Source organism: Amycolatopsis rifamycinica, from assembly GCF_000695625.1.
Classification (GTDB): domain Bacteria; phylum Actinomycetota; class Actinomycetes; order Mycobacteriales; family Pseudonocardiaceae; genus Amycolatopsis; species Amycolatopsis rifamycinica.
The window spans coordinates 67,447-81,826 of the sequence record NZ_JMQI01000024.1 but is presented as its reverse complement, the minus strand read 5'-3'; the positions used below and the strand labels follow the sequence as shown (position 1 = coordinate 81,826).

Genomic DNA, 14,380 nt, shown 5'->3' with positions numbered 1-14,380 from the left:
GGAGGTGGGGCGCGACCATGACGCAATACGTGTGGGGATATCTCCGGGAGTACGAGGACGAACGCGACGACATCCTCGCCGCGGTCGACTCCGTCTTCCGGTCCGGACGGCTCGTCCTCGGCCCGAGCGTCGAGGCGTTCGAGCGCGAGTTCGCCCGCTACCACGGCGTGGCGCACAGCGTGGGGGTCGACAACGGGACCAACGCGCTCGTCCTCGGCCTGCGCGCGCTCGGGGTGGGCGCGGGCGACGAGGTGATCACCGTGTCGAACACCGCCGCGCCGACCGTGGTCGCGATCGACGCGGTGGGCGCGACCCCGGTGTTCGTGGACGTCCGCGAGGAGGACTACCTCATGGACGTCGGCCAGGTGGAGCCGGCCATCACCGAGCGCACGAAATGCCTGCTGCCGGTGCACCTGTACGGCCAGTGCGCCGACATGGCCCCGCTGGAGGCGCTCGCGGCCCGGTACGGCCTGCCGATCCTGGAGGACTGCGCGCAGGCCCACGGCGCCCGCCACCACGGCCGGATCGCCGGGTCGATGGGCAAGGCGGCCGCGTTCTCGTTCTACCCGACGAAGGTGCTCGGCGCCTACGGCGACGGCGGGGCCGTCGTCACCGGCGCCGCCGACGTCGACGCCGCCCTGCGCCGGCTGCGCTACTACGGCATGGAAGACGTCTACCACGTCGAGCAGACGCCCGGGTACAACAGCAGGCTCGACGAGGTGCAGGCCGAGATCCTGCGCCGGAAGCTGGGGCGGCTGGACGGCTACCTCGCCCGGCGGCGGGAGATCGCGGCCCGGTACGCCGAAGCGCTCGAGGGCACCGATCTGGTGCTGCCGGCCGTGGCCGAGGGCAACGAGCACGTGTACTACGTCTACGTGGTCCGGCACCCGCGCCGCGACGACGTGCTGGCCGCGCTGAGGGACCACGACGTGGCCCTCAACATCAGCTACCCCTGGCCGGTGCACACCCAGCGCGGCTTCGCCCACCTCGGGTACCGGGAGGGCGCCCTGCCGATCACGGAGAAGCTGGCGGGCGAGATCTTCTCGCTGCCGATGTACGCGTCCTTCACGCCCGAGGACCAGGAGAAGTTCATCGCGGTGCTGCTCGATGTGCTGGCGCGGCTCTGACGATCGAGGCGCCCGGCACCCGGGCGCCTCCCGGAACGAAGGAGGGACCCGGTGAGCGAGCGAGCCATCACCGCGCCGCCACCGGTGTCCCGGCGGCTCGCGGCCACCGATCCGGCCACCGTCGTGTCCACCCTCGAGGAGTTCGAGCGGTGGTGGGCGGAGCGGCACCGGGCCGGCCGGTTCGAAGTGGACCGGATCCCGCTCACGGAGCTGGACAGCTGGCACTTCGACCCGGCGACCGGGAACCTCGGGCACGAGAGCGGCCGGTTCTTCACCGTCGAAGGGCTGCAGGTCCGGTTCGGCGGGGTGGTCGAACGGTCGCAGCCGGTCATCCACCAGCCCGAGATCGGGGTGCTCGGCATCCTCGTCAAGGAGATCGACGGCGTCCCGCACGCCCTGATGCAGGCGAAGATGGAGCCGGGGAACGTCAACGTCCTCCAGCTCTCGCCCACCGTGCAGGCGACCCGGAGCAACTACACGCAGGTCCACCGCGGCGCGCAGACCCGGTACCTGGAGTACTTCACCGGGCTCGCGCGCGGGGAGGTCCTGGTCGACGTCCTGCAGTCCGAGCAGGGGGCCTGGTTCTGGCACAAGCGCAACCGCAACCTGGTCGTCAAGGTCGACGGCGAAGTGCCGGCCGCGCCGGACTTCCGGTGGCTGCCGCTGCCGCTGGTGCACCGGCTGCTGCGGATCGACAACCTGGTCAACATGGACGCGCGCACGGTGCTGGCCTGCCTGCCCCCGGCCGGCGCCGGCGACGCGGCGGGCGGCGCCCGGCACGCCACCGCGGACATCCTCAGCTGGTTCACCGAGGCGAAGACGCGGTGCGACTGGCACGCCCGGCTGATCCCGCTGGCGGACGTCGGCGGCCGGACCGTCGCCGGCGGCGAGGTCGTGGACGACGAGCGGCGCCGGTTCCGGATCATCGGGGCGCGGGTCACGGCGGGGAACCGGGAGGTGTCCCGGTGGACGCAACCGCTGCTGGAGCCACGCGGCCAGGGGCTGGCCGTGTTCGTCACGAAGCTGATCGGCGGCGTGCGGCACCTGCTCGTGCAGGCGCGGCCGGAGATCGGCCTGCTCGACCTGGTGGAGCTCGGGCCGACCGTCCAGCTCTCGCCCGGCGAGGACGTCTCCGGGATCGAGGACCCGCTGATCCGGGAAGTCGCGCGGGGGAAGCTGGGCCGGACGCGCTTTTCCGCCGTCCTGTCCGAGGAGGGCGGCCGGTTCTTCCACGCCCTCACGCGGTACCGCGTCGTCGAGGTCGACGAGGACTTCGTCACCGAGCCGTCGCGGGACTACTGCTGGGTGGCCGGCTGGCAGCTCACCGAACTGCTGCGGCACGGCCACTACGTCAACATCGAGGCGCGCAGCCTGCTCGCTTGCCTGCGCAGCCTGCCGTCCTGACCGAACGCGGGTTCATCCCGGGAGGAACGCCATGTGGTCGCGAGAGCTGGCCGTCGAAGGCGCGATCGAGTTCACGGCACGGAGGTTCCCCGACGACCGGGGCTTCTTCGTCTCGCCCTACCAGCAGCCGGCCTTCGTCGAGGCGGCCGGCAAGCCGCTCGCGACGGTGGCCCAGGCCAGTTACAGCTGCTCACGCCGCGGGGTGCTCCGGGGCGTCCACTTCACCAGAACCCCGCCCGGCTGCGCGAAGTACGTGTACTGCCCGCAGGGAGCCGTCCTCGACTTCGTGGTCGACCTGCGGGTGGGTTCGCCGACCTTCCGCCGCTGGGACTCGGTCGTGCTCGACCCGGTCGACTGCCGGTCGGTCTACCTGCCGGTGGGGGTGGGGCACGCGTTCTTCGCGCTGGAGGACGGAAGCGTGATGACCTACCTGCTCTCGGAAAGCTACGTCCCGGAGCAGGAACTGGGCCTGGCCGTCCTCGACGCGGACCTGGGCCTGCCGATCCCGGCCGGGCCCCTGGTCCTGTCCGAACGGGACCGGACCGCGCCCACCCTGGCCGAGGCGACGAAGGCCGGGATCCTGCCCGATTACCCGACGTGCCTGGCTCTGGAAAAGCAGCCGGCCGGCGTCCTGGATTCCTGACCGCTTCGCCGCGGTTTTCGCGGCGACAACCCCGCCGAGGAGAAATGTCCACCATTCTGGTCACCGGCGCCGCCGGATTCATCGGATCGAACTTCGTGCGCCACTGGCGGGCCGGTCACCCCGGCGACACCGTCGTCGCGCTCGACGCCCTCACCTACGCCGGCAACCGGGAGACCCTCGCCGACGTGGCGGACGTCCCGTTCGTGCACGGCGACATCCGCAACGAGCAGCTGGTCGAGCACGTGCTGCGCGCGTACCGGGTCGACGTCGTGGTCAACTTCGCCGCCGAATCCCACAACAGCCTGGCGATCCTGCGCCCGAGCGAGTTCTTCTCCGCCAACGTGATCGGCACCCAGCAGCTGCTGGAGGCGTGCCGCAGGACCGGGATCACCCGGTTCCACCACGTGTCCACCTGCGAGGTGTACGGGGACATGGAGCTCGACGAGACGGCGGCGTTCACCGAGGAATCGCCGTACCGGCCGCGGACCCCGTACAACGCCTCGAAAGCCGGCGCGGACCACGCGGTGCGCGCCTACCACCTGGCCTACGGGCTGCCGGTGACGATCACCAACTGCGCCAACAACTACGGCCCGTACCAGTTCCCGGAGAAGGTCATCCCGCTGTTCGTCACCCGGGCGCTGCGCGGCCAGGAGATGCCGCTCTACGCGTCGACGAAGAACCGGCGCGAGTGGCTCCACGTGGCCGACCACTGCCGGGCCATCGAGGCGGTGCTCGACCGCGGGCGGGTGGGGGAGACCTATCACGTGGGCAGCGGGTTCGAGGCCGACATCGAGGCGATCGCCGATCTGATCATCGCCGAGCTGGGACTGGACGAGTCGATCAAGACGATCGTGCCGGACCGGCCGGCCCACGACCGGCGGTACCTGCTGGACTCGGCGAAGCTCCGGACCGAGCTCGGCTGGGCACCGGCCGTGGACTTCGGCACCGGGCTCCGCGAAACGATTTCCTGGTACCGCGAGCACGAGTCGTGGTGGGCGCCGCTGCTGGACCGGTCCCCGGTCGACGAAGCCGCGTGGGCGGGCTGACGAACCGGTCCGCGACCGGCGTGATCAGGGCCGTATCCCCGTGAGCGAAGCCGGAACTCCCGAGTTCCGGCTTCGCTCACGGGAGTTCCGGTCAGCCGTTCCCGGCCGCGACCGCGGACGCCGCCGCGCCGTCCAGCACCGCGACGACCCAGGCCATGAAATCCGTTTCGGACGTCGATTCCGCCGCGCGCATCCAGCGTTGTTTCTGGCTGAGCGGCACGACCATCTGGATCCGCAGCGTCGGGTCCGTGGTGTCGCCGTCCCGGGAGCCGATCCGGCGGCTGGCCCGGACGCGGTTGCGCAGTTCGTTGCGCGACCAGCCGAACCGTTCCGCCCGTTCGAGCCACTGGTCCTGCTCCGCGGGGGCGAGGGCGGCGAGTTCGGCGTGGTGCTGGAAACTCAGCCCCGGCCGCCGCCGGTGGACCGCGTACTGGCGGGCGACCCAGGCGTAGTTGCGCAGGGTCTGGTAGTCGAGCGACGTTTCTTCGATGGCTTTCTTGTAGAGGTTCGGGTACTTGTCCTGGCCGTAGATCAACCAATCGCCCAGCCACCAGGAAGACGACTCCGACAGGGCGTTGATCTGGTGGCCGATCCGGCTCCACTCCTGGATCGGTGTGTCCGGTGGCAGGCTGAAACTGGTCCGTCTCGTCATCGCCGTCGGCGGCAATGGCGGCTTCGGGGCGCCGGGTTCCCGGCGCTCGGCTCTGCCTTCGGTGAGTTGCTGTCCACTTGCTGTCCCCATGATGGACTCCCCAGTAGCGAATCGCCCGTGGTTCACGTGAGTTCATGTTCGCTGCCCGCAGCATAAACTGGGCCCGGAAGCAACGTCAACTGAGGTGGAGGAGCCGCGCGTGCTTGTTACCACGTCAGTTGGTGGATCAGTTAAACTGAGCGCGTGCAAGAGGAGCCGGAGCCGCAGTCACCCGCGGGTGACGAACGAACCCTTGCCGCGAAGATCGACCACCTCTTCCGCACGGTGCGGCCCCGCAGCGGCAAGGAGTACAGCTTCGAGGAAGTCGCGGAAGCCATCCGCGGCGGTGACGGCGCGACCATCTCCGCCACCTACCTCTGGCAGCTGCGCAAGGGCGTGCGCGACAACCCGACCCGACGGCACCTCGAAGCGCTGGCCCGGTTTTTCGGTGTGCCGCCCGCCTATTTCTTCGACGAGTCGACGGCCACGCAGGTCGACGCCGAACTGGCGCTGCTCGCCGCGTTGCGCGACGCGTCGGTGCGGCAGATCGCGTTGCGGGCTTCGGGCCTGTCACCCAAGACGTTGAACGCTATAACCCAGATGGTCGAGCGCGCGCGGGAAATCGAGGGACTGCCCGACGATCGGTGACGAAAGACCAGTGCCATTACGGCACACGGAGCACTGTCATTCGGGCACTATGGGGGCCAGGACCATTTCGTCCTGGGGAGGTTTGATGGTGTGGACCCTCCGGCGGCTGCGTCGCCGGTGCGAGGCCATCGCGGCGGATCTGCCGCTGACGAACCCCTTCGACGTGCACGACCTGTGCCAGCGGGTGGCGCTGCGCCGGGGCCGCCCGATCCACCTCGTGCCGATCACCGGCATGGGGGAGGCCCACGGCCTGCTGATGTCCACCGACTCGGCCGATCTGATCTTCCACGAGGTCGCCACCTCGTGGCCCCACCAGGAACACATCGTCCTGCACGAGCTGAGCCACCTGCTGTGCGGCCACTACTGCGAGGACCTGACCGCCGCCGGCGAGATCCGCGCGCTGATCCCGCACCTGGACGCCAAGGTCGTCCGCAGCATGCTGGCGCGCACGTCCTACCAGGCCCCGGAAGAACTCGAAGCCGAGCTGCTGGCTTCGGTCGTGCGGCAACAGGCGGAACTCGTCATCCCCGACACCATCAACAGCCGGATCAGAGCCGCGTTCGACTGAGCCGATGGCCTCCCCCACCGAGTGGCTCCCCGCGTACGGGCCGGCGTTCCTGGCTTGCCTGGCCGTCGTCATCCGGATCGTCCGCCACCGCCACCGCCGCCGGGCCCGCAACGAGGTGACGATCTGGGTCGTCTCGGTGTGCCTCGCGTCGTCCCTGGTGCTGCAGGGACCCGCGGTGTACGGCGCGGTGGGCCACCTCACCGGCGTCCCCAACATCGCCCGGCTGGTCAACCACGGCTGCATCCTCGTGGCCGTGGTGGCCGGCCAGGACTTCCTGCGGCAGATCAACCGGCCCGACCGGGCGCGGCGGTGGCTGGTCCCGCACACGATCTGGGCGGCGACCGCGTTCGCCGCGATGTGCCTGCTGTTCGTGCTGAGCCGCACGGGCGTGAACGACATCAGGTTCGCGGCCCGCTACGGGCGGACGCCGGGCGTGCTGGAGTACTGGCTGGTGTACGTCGCCGGCCTGCTGCCCGGCCTCGTCGATTCGGCCCGGCTCTCGGTGTGGTACGCGAGGAGGTCGACCGAAGCCGTGATCCGGCTGGGGTTGCGCCTGATCGCGACCGGTCTCGTCATATCGGTCGGGTACCACGTGCAGAAGGCGGTGTACTTCGCGGCGCGGCGCTTCGACCTGAACTACCCCCGGGCGATCGGCGGTCCGCTCGACCGGTACCTGCCGGCCCTCTCGGCGTTGCTCGTGATCGTCGGCATCGTCCTGCCGGCGTGGCGCACCCCGGTCGCCGTCAGCGAATACGTGACGTACCTGCGGCTGCGTCCGCTGTGGCTCGCGTTCTGCACGGTCGTCCCGGGGATCGCGTTCGTCCCGCCGAGATCCCTGCCGCGGGAGGTGCTCGACGTCCGGGACATCGGCCTGCGGCTGTACCGCCGGGTGGTGGAAATCCGCGACGGCAGGCTGGCCCTGCGCGCCCACCTCGATCCCGAAATCGCCGCGGCCGCAAGGGAATCGGGGCTCGGCGCCGGGTTGTCCGGGCAGAAGCTCGACGCGCACGTCGAAGCGGTCACCTTGGCGGCGGCGATCCGTGCGGCGGCGGACGGCGCGGAGCCACCGGCCGAGCCGGTGGCGTCGGCGGTACCCGGTGGCCGGGACCTCGACAGCGACATCGCGTTCCTCGAAGCCGTCGCCGCCGCGTACCGGCGCCTCGGTTCCCGGCCGCCCGTGCGCGCGAAACCCGTTGAACAGCAGGGCAGGTAACGGAACCGGCGCGGCGGTCGATGGACGGGCGGGGGACCGGGGATCGTGCGCATCGAGCCGGTGTCCACGCCCGCGCCGAGCTGGAGGCCTACGAACGCGAGCTGCCGGAATACCGCGCTCGTGCCGGCGATCCACGGTCCTGGGCCGAAACACCGGACATCGGCCGGAAACGGGCCGAGGACGGGTTTTCCGCCGGGGCGGCGCAACGCGTTCTCGCCCTGCACGCCACGTTGATGCTGCGCGAGATCAACGAGGTGGCCGAGGGCGGCGACCTCGCGGAGCTGCTGCGGCTCACGGCCTGGTTCGGCGAGCAGGGGGCCCGGGGGAGCGGCCGCTACCTCGACGGGTACCTGGCTGCGCAGCGGCTGCGGCTTTCGCTGCGGAAGCGGCTGCACGACCTCGTCGACCTGCTGCTGGCCGGCGACCTGTCGGCTCCCGGTCTCGCGCGCGACCTCGGTGTGCGCCTGCCCGGGCACTACCTCGCGGTGGTGATGGGCTTTCCCGGCCGCCCACCCGGCCGCGCGGACGCCGCCGACGACCTCGTCGAGTCGGTGTTCAAGCTGCACGCGGCGCCGGTCGCCTGGCGGCGGCCGGACGAGCTCCTCGCGCTGCTGCCCGCTTGTCCCGAGCGGGAGACGGCGGTGGACGACGCGCTGCCGGTGGTGCGCGACATCGCGGAGGCGGTGGCGCGGCCTGCCGCGCCGGCGTCGCGATCGGCCCGGCCGACCGGCTGGCCGAGACGGTGTCCGTGGCGGGCCAGGTGGCCGAGGCCGCCCCGGTGCAGCGGATCCCGCAGGTGCTGCCGGGGATCGGGGACGTTTTCGTCGAGCTCGGCGTCCGGCGGGTGCCGGAGGTGGACCGGTGGCTCCGCGACGTCGCCCGGCGGCTCGCGAACGGCCCGGACCTGGTGGCGACCCTCGACGTCTACTACCGCGGCGACATGAACCGGCTCGCCGCCGCCGTCGCGCTGCACATCCACCCCCGGACCCTGGACTACCGCCTCCGGCGGGTGCGGGAGGTGACCGGCCTCGACCCCGCCTCGACGAAGGGCATCCGCGTCCTGACCGCGGCCGTCGCCCGGCTGCTGGCCGGTGCGTGGGACTGATTGCGCGTCGTGCCAACGCGGCCGCCGACGGCGGGTGTGGATTTGCGCGGTGTGACAACGAAAGGACGCTCACGGGGAGCGCCACGGCCGCGCCCGCGCTGCCCGCCACCGCGCTCGCGTCCTGCCCCGCCGGTTCGGTGTGCCTCTACGAGCACGAGAACTTGGTCAACAACACGGGCCAGGTGTACTGCCGGTACTGGCACGAGGGCCACGTCGGCCGCGACGCCACCCTCATGAACGCCGGCACCGCCCTGAGCTACGTCGGCCAGGACCCGAACGACCAGGCTTCCTCCATCGGCCCCTGCTGAGCCGCCGCCGGGGTGTAGGCGATTTCCCGCCCTTCGCGTTCCCAGAGCACGCCGGCGCACGCCACGCCCTCGGCGGACAGCTGCCGCTTGAGGACCTTGAACGTCGACGTCCGCGGGAGTTCCCGGACCGTGCGCACGTACCGGGGCACCTGCTTGGGCCCGAGATCGGGCTGGCCGGCGAGGAACCGGCCGAACCCGGCGGGGTCCAGGGGCGTGCCGTCGGTGACGATGGCGGCCATCACCTGGTCGCCGGTCACCGGGTCGGGCACCGCGTACACGGCGGCGTCGGTGATCGCCGGGTGGCGCAGCAGGATGCGCTCGATCGGGGCCGTGCCGAGGTTCTCCCCGTCGACGCGGAGCCAGTCACCGAGCCGTCCGGCGAAGTAGCAGAAGCCGTCGGCGTCGGCGTAGGCCAGGTCGCCGGTGTGGTAGCGGCCGTCGCGCAGCCGCTCGGCGTCGGCTCGCGCGTCGCGGTAGTAGCCGGCGAACCAGCCGGCGCCCGTGGTGTTGACCAGTTCGCCGACGGCTTCCGCGGCGTTGACCAGCCGGCCGGCGGCGTCGAACTCGGCGGGAGGACACGGGCGCCCGGTGTCCGGGTGCAGGATGGCCACGTCACCGGCCGGACGCCCCAGCGAGCCGGGCGGGGTGTCGCCGGTCCGGGCGAACCCCACGCCGCCCTCGGTGGAGCCGAACGCGTCGACCACCTCGCAGCCGAAGCGGTTCCCGAACGCGACCAGGTCGGCGGCCGCCCCTTCGTTCCCGTAGACCAGGCGCAGGGGGTTGTCCGCGTCGTCCGGGCGCGGCGGCGTGGCGACCACGTAGGACAGTGGCTTGCCGACGTAGCAGGCGTAGGTCGCCCCGAACTTCCGCACGTCGGGCAGGAAACCGGAGGCGGAGAACCGGCGGCGCAGGGCGATGGTCGCGCCGGCCGCCAGCCCGACGGCCCAGCCGGCCATGACGGCGTTGGAGTGGAACATCGGCATCGTCACGTACGCGGTGTCCGAAGAGGACAGCCGGAACCGCTCGGCGAGCATCGCGCCGGGGAACGCGATCTTGCCGTGGGTGCAGCGGACCGCCTTCGGGTCGCCGCTGGTGCCGGAGGTGAAGATGAGCATCAGCAGGTCGTCCGGGGCGGCGGGGACCGGTTCGGCCGGGTCGTCCGCCGGTGCCCAGGACTCGAGGTCCCGCACGGCGGTCCCGCCGAGGTCCAGCCCGGCGAGCAGGGGCCGGTACTTCCGTTCGGTGAGCACGAGCCGGCAGTCGGCGAGCCGGACGTCCCGCGCGAGGGCGGCTCCGCGCCGGGTGGGGTTGAGCCCGACCAGGACCGCTCCGGCGAACGCGCAGGCGCCGAGCAGGAAGGAGAACGCCGGGACGTTGTCGGCCAGGACGCCGACGTGGGGCGGTTCGCCCGGATCCAGCGTCTCGCGCAGGCCGCCCGCCCAGCGCGCGGACGTCCGGACGTGCTCGGCCCACGACCACGTCCGGTCCTCGAACCGCAGGCCGGGACGCTCGTCGCCGGCGCGGGCCAGCAGCAGCTCGGTCACCGTCGGGACGCTCATCCGCACCTCCGGGCGCCGTCGGCCAGAAACTGCAACAGGTTCTACTTTTAGCACGGTGACGGCCACCGGGTCCACCGCGCCGGAACACCGGCGCCCCTTCCGGAGTTGACGTGGGCATGAGCCCCCTCGTGGACCGCACGATCACCGCCCTGCGCGCCGAGCACGACACGCTCGCCGGCCTTGTCCGCACCCTCACCGACGACCAGCTCGCCGCCCCCAGCGGGGCCGACGAGTGGACCGTCGCCCAAGCCCTTTCGCACCTCGGCAGCGGTGCCGAGATCGGCCGCGCGCCCCTCGCGCGGGCCGCCGGCGAGACCGTCGCCGCCGAAGACAACCCGACGATCTGGGCCCGCTGGGACGCCTCCGCGCCGCGCGCGCAGGCCGAGGGCTTCCTCGAGCACAACAGCCGCTGGCTCGACACGGTGGAAGCGCTCACGCCCGAGCAGCGTGCGTCGCTGACCGTCGACCTCGGCTTCCTGCCGGAGCCGGTCCCGCTGGTGACGGCGGTGGGCATGCGGCTCAGCGAGGTGGCCAACCACTCGTGGGACGTGCGCGTCGCCTTCGACCCCGACGCCGGGGTGGACGCCGGCTCGGCCGAGGTCCTGGTCGACCTCCTGGCCGGACCGGTGGGATTCATGCTGAGCTTCCTCGCGAAGCCGGCCGAGCTGACGAACCCGGTGTCCCTCGCGGTGCCGGGCGCCGGCCTGGTGATCGACGACGCGGTCACGGTGGTCGACCACCTCGAGGCACCGTCGGCGACGTTCACCGGGCCCGCGGAGGCGTTCATCCGCCTGCTGAGCGGCCGGCTCAAGGCACCGTACGACAAGAACGTCACCGTCGACGGCGAAGTCACCCTCGACGACCTGCGCCGGGTGTTCCCCGGTTTCTGACGTCGCGGTGCAGGCCCGCGCCTGAGGTGGGGCGGGCCATGCCTCCTGTCCGGCGGGCTCGGTAGGGCGACTCCCGACTGGCCCGCGCGCGGGGGAGCTGGCTTTGCTCCCACTCGCACGGGGGCTCCCGACCGGCCCCGCGCGCGGGGAGCCGGCGTTGCACCCACCCGTCCGGCGGGCTTGGCACGGCGGCTCCCGACCGGCCCCACGCCCGGGGATACCGGGCGTCAGGCCTCCACCGCCGTGCGGTGGCCGTTGCCGGAGGCCGGGAGGAGGTGGAAGCCCGCGCGGTCCGGGCGGATGTGCGAACCGCCGGACGACGGGTCCGGCAGGCGGTGGCCGACGGCCGCGATGGCCGCTTCGTCCAGGTGGATGCCCAGGCCCGGCTCCTCGCCGAGGATGAACGCGCCGTCGCCGATTTCGTGGCTCAGCGTCATCCCGACCGGTGGCCGGAGGTCCTGCAGCTCGGCGACCAGGTGGTTGGGTACCGCGGTCGCCGCGTGGATCAGGCCGATCGGGGTGGTGCCGATCGGGCTGATCGGGAGGTCGTGGGCGTGGGCGAGGGCGGCGACCCGCAGGAAGTGGGTGATGCCCCAGCCCGCGGCCGTCTGGACGACGTCGACCGCGCCGGCCGCGATCAGGGGCCGGTGCTGCTCCAGGCCCGTGAGGTTCTCGCCGGTGGCGATCGAGGCGCGGACCCCGCGGCCGACGGCCGCGTGGCCGTCCACGTCCCAGCGCCGCACGGGTTCCTCGATCCAGGTCAGGTCGAAGGTCTGCTCGAGCTCGGCCACGTGCCGGACCGCCTGCTTGCGCGTCCAGTTCTCGTTGACGTCCAGCATCAGGCCCGGCCGGGTGGCGCCGGCTTCGGCGAGGACGTCGCGGACCAGGCCGAGGCGGCGGCGGTCGCGGTCGATGTCGAGGCCGCCCTTGAGCTTCGCCGCGCGCAGCCCGTGGCCGGCGTAGGTCCGGTACAGCTCGGCGAGCTCGTCGTCGGCCAGTGCGATGTCGAGACCGGAGGCGTAGGCGGGCACCCGGCGGTCCCGTCCGCCGAGCAGCCGCCAGAGCGGTTCGCCCGCCAGCTGCGCCTTGATGTCCCACAACGCCGTGTCGAAGCCGCCGATCGTGCCGAACACCGCGCCGGCGTGCCCCGCCTTGAACGTCCGCCGCAGCATGCGGTCGTAGAGGGCGGTCACGCCGCGCGGGTCTTCGCCCTCGATCGCGGCGAACACGGTCTCGGCCTCGACGTGGGAACCCAGCCCGACGCCGGTGACGCCTTCGTCGGTCTCGACCACGACGATCGGCATCCGGAGGACACCGCCGGCGTGGACGCCGTTGGCGTCGCCGACCGGGCGGCCCCAGTCCTGGACGGTCGTGAGGGCCCGGAAACCAGTGATGCGCATGTCATCCCTTCGTGGACCCGGCGGTGACCCCGTCGGCGATCTGGCGTTGCAGGAACAGGTAGACGAGCAGCACCGGCACCGCGGCGATCAGCACCCCGGCGGCGAACGTCGGGATGTCGGCCGAGTACTGCCCGCGCAGCGCGGTCACCCCGACCATGAGCGTGCGGTGCTCCGCCGACGGCATCACCAGCAGCGAGATCAGGACGTCGTTCCAGCAGAAGAGCGCGTCGAGCACCCCGACCGACAGCAGCGCCGGGGCGCCCAGTGGCAGCATGATCCGCCAGTAGACGCCGTAGACGGTGGTGCCGTCGACCCGCGCGGCGTCGACGATCTCCGCCGGCACGGCCGAGTAGAAGCTGGTCATCAGGAACACGGTGAACGGCAGGAACTGCGCCACGTAGGCGAGCACCAGCCCCGGGTAGGTGTCGATCAGCCCGGTGTCCGCCATGATCCGCGCCAGCGGGACCATGATCACCTGGAACGGCACGAACAGCGCGGCGAGGATGCCCAGGAAGACCGCGGAAGACCCGCGGAAGCGCAGGCGCCCGAGCGCGAAGCCTGCCATCGAGCCGAGCAGCAGCAGGACCGCGACCGAGCACACCACGACGACGACCGAGTTGAAGAAGTACCGGGACATCCCGACGCTCGTCCACGCCCGGGTGATGTTGTCCCAGCGGAGTGAACCGGCCGGAGAGAACCGGTCGAGGGTGTATTCGCGGCGGTCCTTCATGGCGACGTTCGCGGTGAACAGCAGGGGGTAGATCGTCGCCAGGGCCAGCGCGGCCATGGGGATCGCGGCGAGCCACTTCGTGAGCCGGGAGCCGGACATCAGTCCTCCTTTCCGGTGCGGCGCAGGATGCCGATCTGGGCCAGCCCGACCACGAGCATGATCAGGAACAGCACCGTGGACGCCGCGGAGGCGAGCGCGGGGGAGTTCAGCTGGCCCTGCTGGATCCAGACGTAGTACTCGGGCAGGTAGGTGGAGCCGGCCGGCCCGCCGCTGGTCATCACGTACAGCAGGCCGAACATCGAGGTCAACATGCCGATCATGGTGGTGACGAAGACGAACTGGATGGTGCGGGACAGGCCGGGGACGATCACGTGCCGGATGGTCTGCGCCAGCGACGCACCGTCCACTTTGGCCGCGTCCAGCAACGAGGAGTCCAAAGTGGAGAAGCCGGCGAGGAAGACGACCAGCGCCATGCCGAACGTCGCCCAGACGTGCACCCCGACGACGGTGAAGATCGCCACGCCGGGATCCCCGAGCCAGTCCACCGGGCCGAGGCCGACCGCGCCGAGGGCCGCGTTGACCGGCCCGTCGAAGGCCAGCAGCAGGTTGAAGATCGCCCCGACGATCACCGGGGACAGCACCGCCGGGAAGAAGTAGACGCCGCGGTGGATCCGGTGTCCCGGCACCTTCAGGTGGATGAAGGTGGCGAGCAGGCCGGGGATGGCGACGGCGACCGGGAGCAGGAGCACGAGCAGCCCGACGTTGCGCAGCGCGGTGCGGAACAGCGGATCGCCGAAGAGCGTCACGTAGTTGTCGAGGCCGACGGCCGTGCCGTTGCGGTCGCCGTCCCCGGTGAAGGAGAAGTTGACGCCGAGCAGCAGCGGCCACAGCCGCAGCAGGAGGACGACCAGCACGGCCGGGGCGACCAGGACGAGCGGCGCGAGGCGTTCCAGCCGCGTGCCGCGGGGCGCGCGCCGGGCCGGCGCGGGCCCTCCGGTGGGCCGGGCCGGGGCCCGGTCCACCGGAGCGGGGGAGTACCCGGTCACGC

16 protein-coding genes are annotated in these 14,380 nt (G+C 71.9%); 11 read left to right on the top strand and 5 right to left on the bottom strand.

Translation table 11 applies throughout. The features are described from left to right. Window positions 1-17: 17 nt before the first annotated feature. From DV20_RS11230 to rfbB, 4 genes are read left to right on the top strand one after another with little or no spacing between them, the layout of a single operon-like run. Complete coding sequence (locus DV20_RS11230) at window positions 18-1,127, top strand: DegT/DnrJ/EryC1/StrS family aminotransferase (RefSeq protein WP_043779151.1); 1,110 nt, start codon at window positions 18-20, stop codon at window positions 1,125-1,127. Window positions 1,128-1,178: 51 nt separating this feature from the next. After that, window positions 1,179-2,531: an NDP-hexose 2,3-dehydratase family protein gene (locus DV20_RS11225; RefSeq protein ID WP_084093420.1), complete on the top strand. Its 1,353-nt coding sequence runs from the start codon at window positions 1,179-1,181 to the stop codon at window positions 2,529-2,531. Between the two features lie 31 nt (window positions 2,532-2,562). After that, window positions 2,563-3,174 carry a dTDP-4-dehydrorhamnose 3,5-epimerase family protein gene (locus DV20_RS11220; protein WP_043779150.1) on the top strand — a complete coding sequence of 204 codons (612 nt, stop codon included), beginning with the start codon at window positions 2,563-2,565 and terminating at the stop codon, window positions 3,172-3,174. 44 nt (window positions 3,175-3,218) lie between these two features. Continuing rightward, a complete protein-coding gene (gene rfbB, locus DV20_RS11215; RefSeq protein ID WP_043779149.1) occupies window positions 3,219-4,220 on the top strand; it encodes a dTDP-glucose 4,6-dehydratase in 1,002 nt (333 codons plus the stop codon). Window positions 4,221-4,311: 91 nt separating this feature from the next. Here the strand turns inward: rfbB and DV20_RS11210 are convergent, their stop codons facing one another. Further along, window positions 4,312-4,962, bottom strand: a complete 651-nt coding sequence (locus DV20_RS11210) for an LmbU family transcriptional regulator (RefSeq protein WP_326938474.1) — start codon at window positions 4,960-4,962, stop codon at window positions 4,312-4,314. Between the two features lie 153 nt (window positions 4,963-5,115). Between DV20_RS11210 and DV20_RS11205 the strand changes: the two genes are divergently transcribed. The 6 genes from DV20_RS11205 to DV20_RS44830 all read left to right on the top strand — a co-directional run bounded on the left by DV20_RS11205 (window position 5,116) and on the right by DV20_RS44830 (window position 8,753). Further along, window positions 5,116-5,559 carry a helix-turn-helix domain-containing protein gene (locus DV20_RS11205; RefSeq protein ID WP_043779147.1) on the top strand — a complete coding sequence of 148 codons (444 nt, stop codon included), beginning with the start codon at window positions 5,116-5,118 and terminating at the stop codon, window positions 5,557-5,559. Window positions 5,560-5,644: 85 nt separating this feature from the next. Continuing rightward, window positions 5,645-6,127, top strand: a complete 483-nt coding sequence (locus DV20_RS11200; RefSeq protein ID WP_043779146.1) for a hypothetical protein — start codon at window positions 5,645-5,647, stop codon at window positions 6,125-6,127. Between the two features lie 4 nt (window positions 6,128-6,131). Then, the gene (locus tag DV20_RS11195) at window positions 6,132-7,340 is read left to right on the top strand and encodes an MAB_1171c family putative transporter (RefSeq protein WP_043779145.1); all 1,209 of its coding nucleotides are present in this window, start codon (window positions 6,132-6,134) and stop codon (window positions 7,338-7,340) included. Between the two features lie 20 nt (window positions 7,341-7,360). Beyond that, window positions 7,361-8,284, top strand: a complete 924-nt coding sequence (locus tag DV20_RS11190) for a hypothetical protein (RefSeq protein ID WP_235190788.1) — start codon at window positions 7,361-7,363, stop codon at window positions 8,282-8,284. Further along, window positions 8,248-8,445 (top strand): helix-turn-helix domain-containing protein, encoded by a 198-nt coding sequence (locus DV20_RS46480; RefSeq protein ID WP_235190787.1) that lies wholly within the window; start codon window positions 8,248-8,250, stop codon window positions 8,443-8,445. The genes DV20_RS11190 and DV20_RS46480 overlap by 37 nt, the downstream gene beginning before the upstream one ends. Beyond that, on the top strand, window positions 8,436-8,753 hold the full coding sequence (locus tag DV20_RS44830; RefSeq protein ID WP_152603671.1) for a hypothetical protein: 318 nt from the start codon (window positions 8,436-8,438) through the stop codon (window positions 8,751-8,753). Before DV20_RS46480 ends, DV20_RS44830 begins: the two co-directional genes overlap by 10 nt. Here the strand turns inward: DV20_RS44830 and DV20_RS11185 are convergent. After that, entirely contained in the window at window positions 8,702-10,312 is a 1,611-nt protein-coding gene (locus tag DV20_RS11185) for a long-chain-fatty-acid--CoA ligase (RefSeq protein ID WP_051735891.1), read from the bottom strand. The two genes, DV20_RS44830 and DV20_RS11185, sit on opposite strands and share 52 nt — an antisense overlap. A gap of 116 nt (window positions 10,313-10,428) precedes the next feature. Between DV20_RS11185 and DV20_RS11180 the strand changes: the two genes are divergently transcribed. Beyond that, entirely contained in the window at window positions 10,429-11,202 is a 774-nt protein-coding gene (locus DV20_RS11180; RefSeq protein WP_043779144.1) for a maleylpyruvate isomerase family mycothiol-dependent enzyme, read from the top strand. 227 nt (window positions 11,203-11,429) lie between these two features. On the opposite strand, the gene DV20_RS11175 is transcribed toward DV20_RS11180, so the two are convergent. Genes DV20_RS11175 through DV20_RS11165 form a run of 3 tightly spaced genes read right to left on the bottom strand, consistent with a single transcriptional unit; the run spans window position 11,430 to window position 14,378 of the window. Then, window positions 11,430-12,602, bottom strand: coding sequence for a mandelate racemase/muconate lactonizing enzyme family protein (locus tag DV20_RS11175; RefSeq protein WP_043779142.1), 1,173 nt, complete (start codon window positions 12,600-12,602; stop codon window positions 11,430-11,432). Window position 12,603: 1 nt separating this feature from the next. Next, window positions 12,604-13,431 (bottom strand): carbohydrate ABC transporter permease, encoded by an 828-nt coding sequence (locus tag DV20_RS11170; RefSeq protein ID WP_043779140.1) that lies wholly within the window; start codon window positions 13,429-13,431, stop codon window positions 12,604-12,606. Continuing rightward, window positions 13,431-14,378: a carbohydrate ABC transporter permease gene (locus tag DV20_RS11165; protein WP_235190786.1), complete on the bottom strand. Its 948-nt coding sequence runs from the start codon at window positions 14,376-14,378 to the stop codon at window positions 13,431-13,433. The genes DV20_RS11170 and DV20_RS11165 overlap by 1 nt, the downstream gene beginning before the upstream one ends. Window positions 14,379-14,380: the final 2 nt, after the last annotated feature.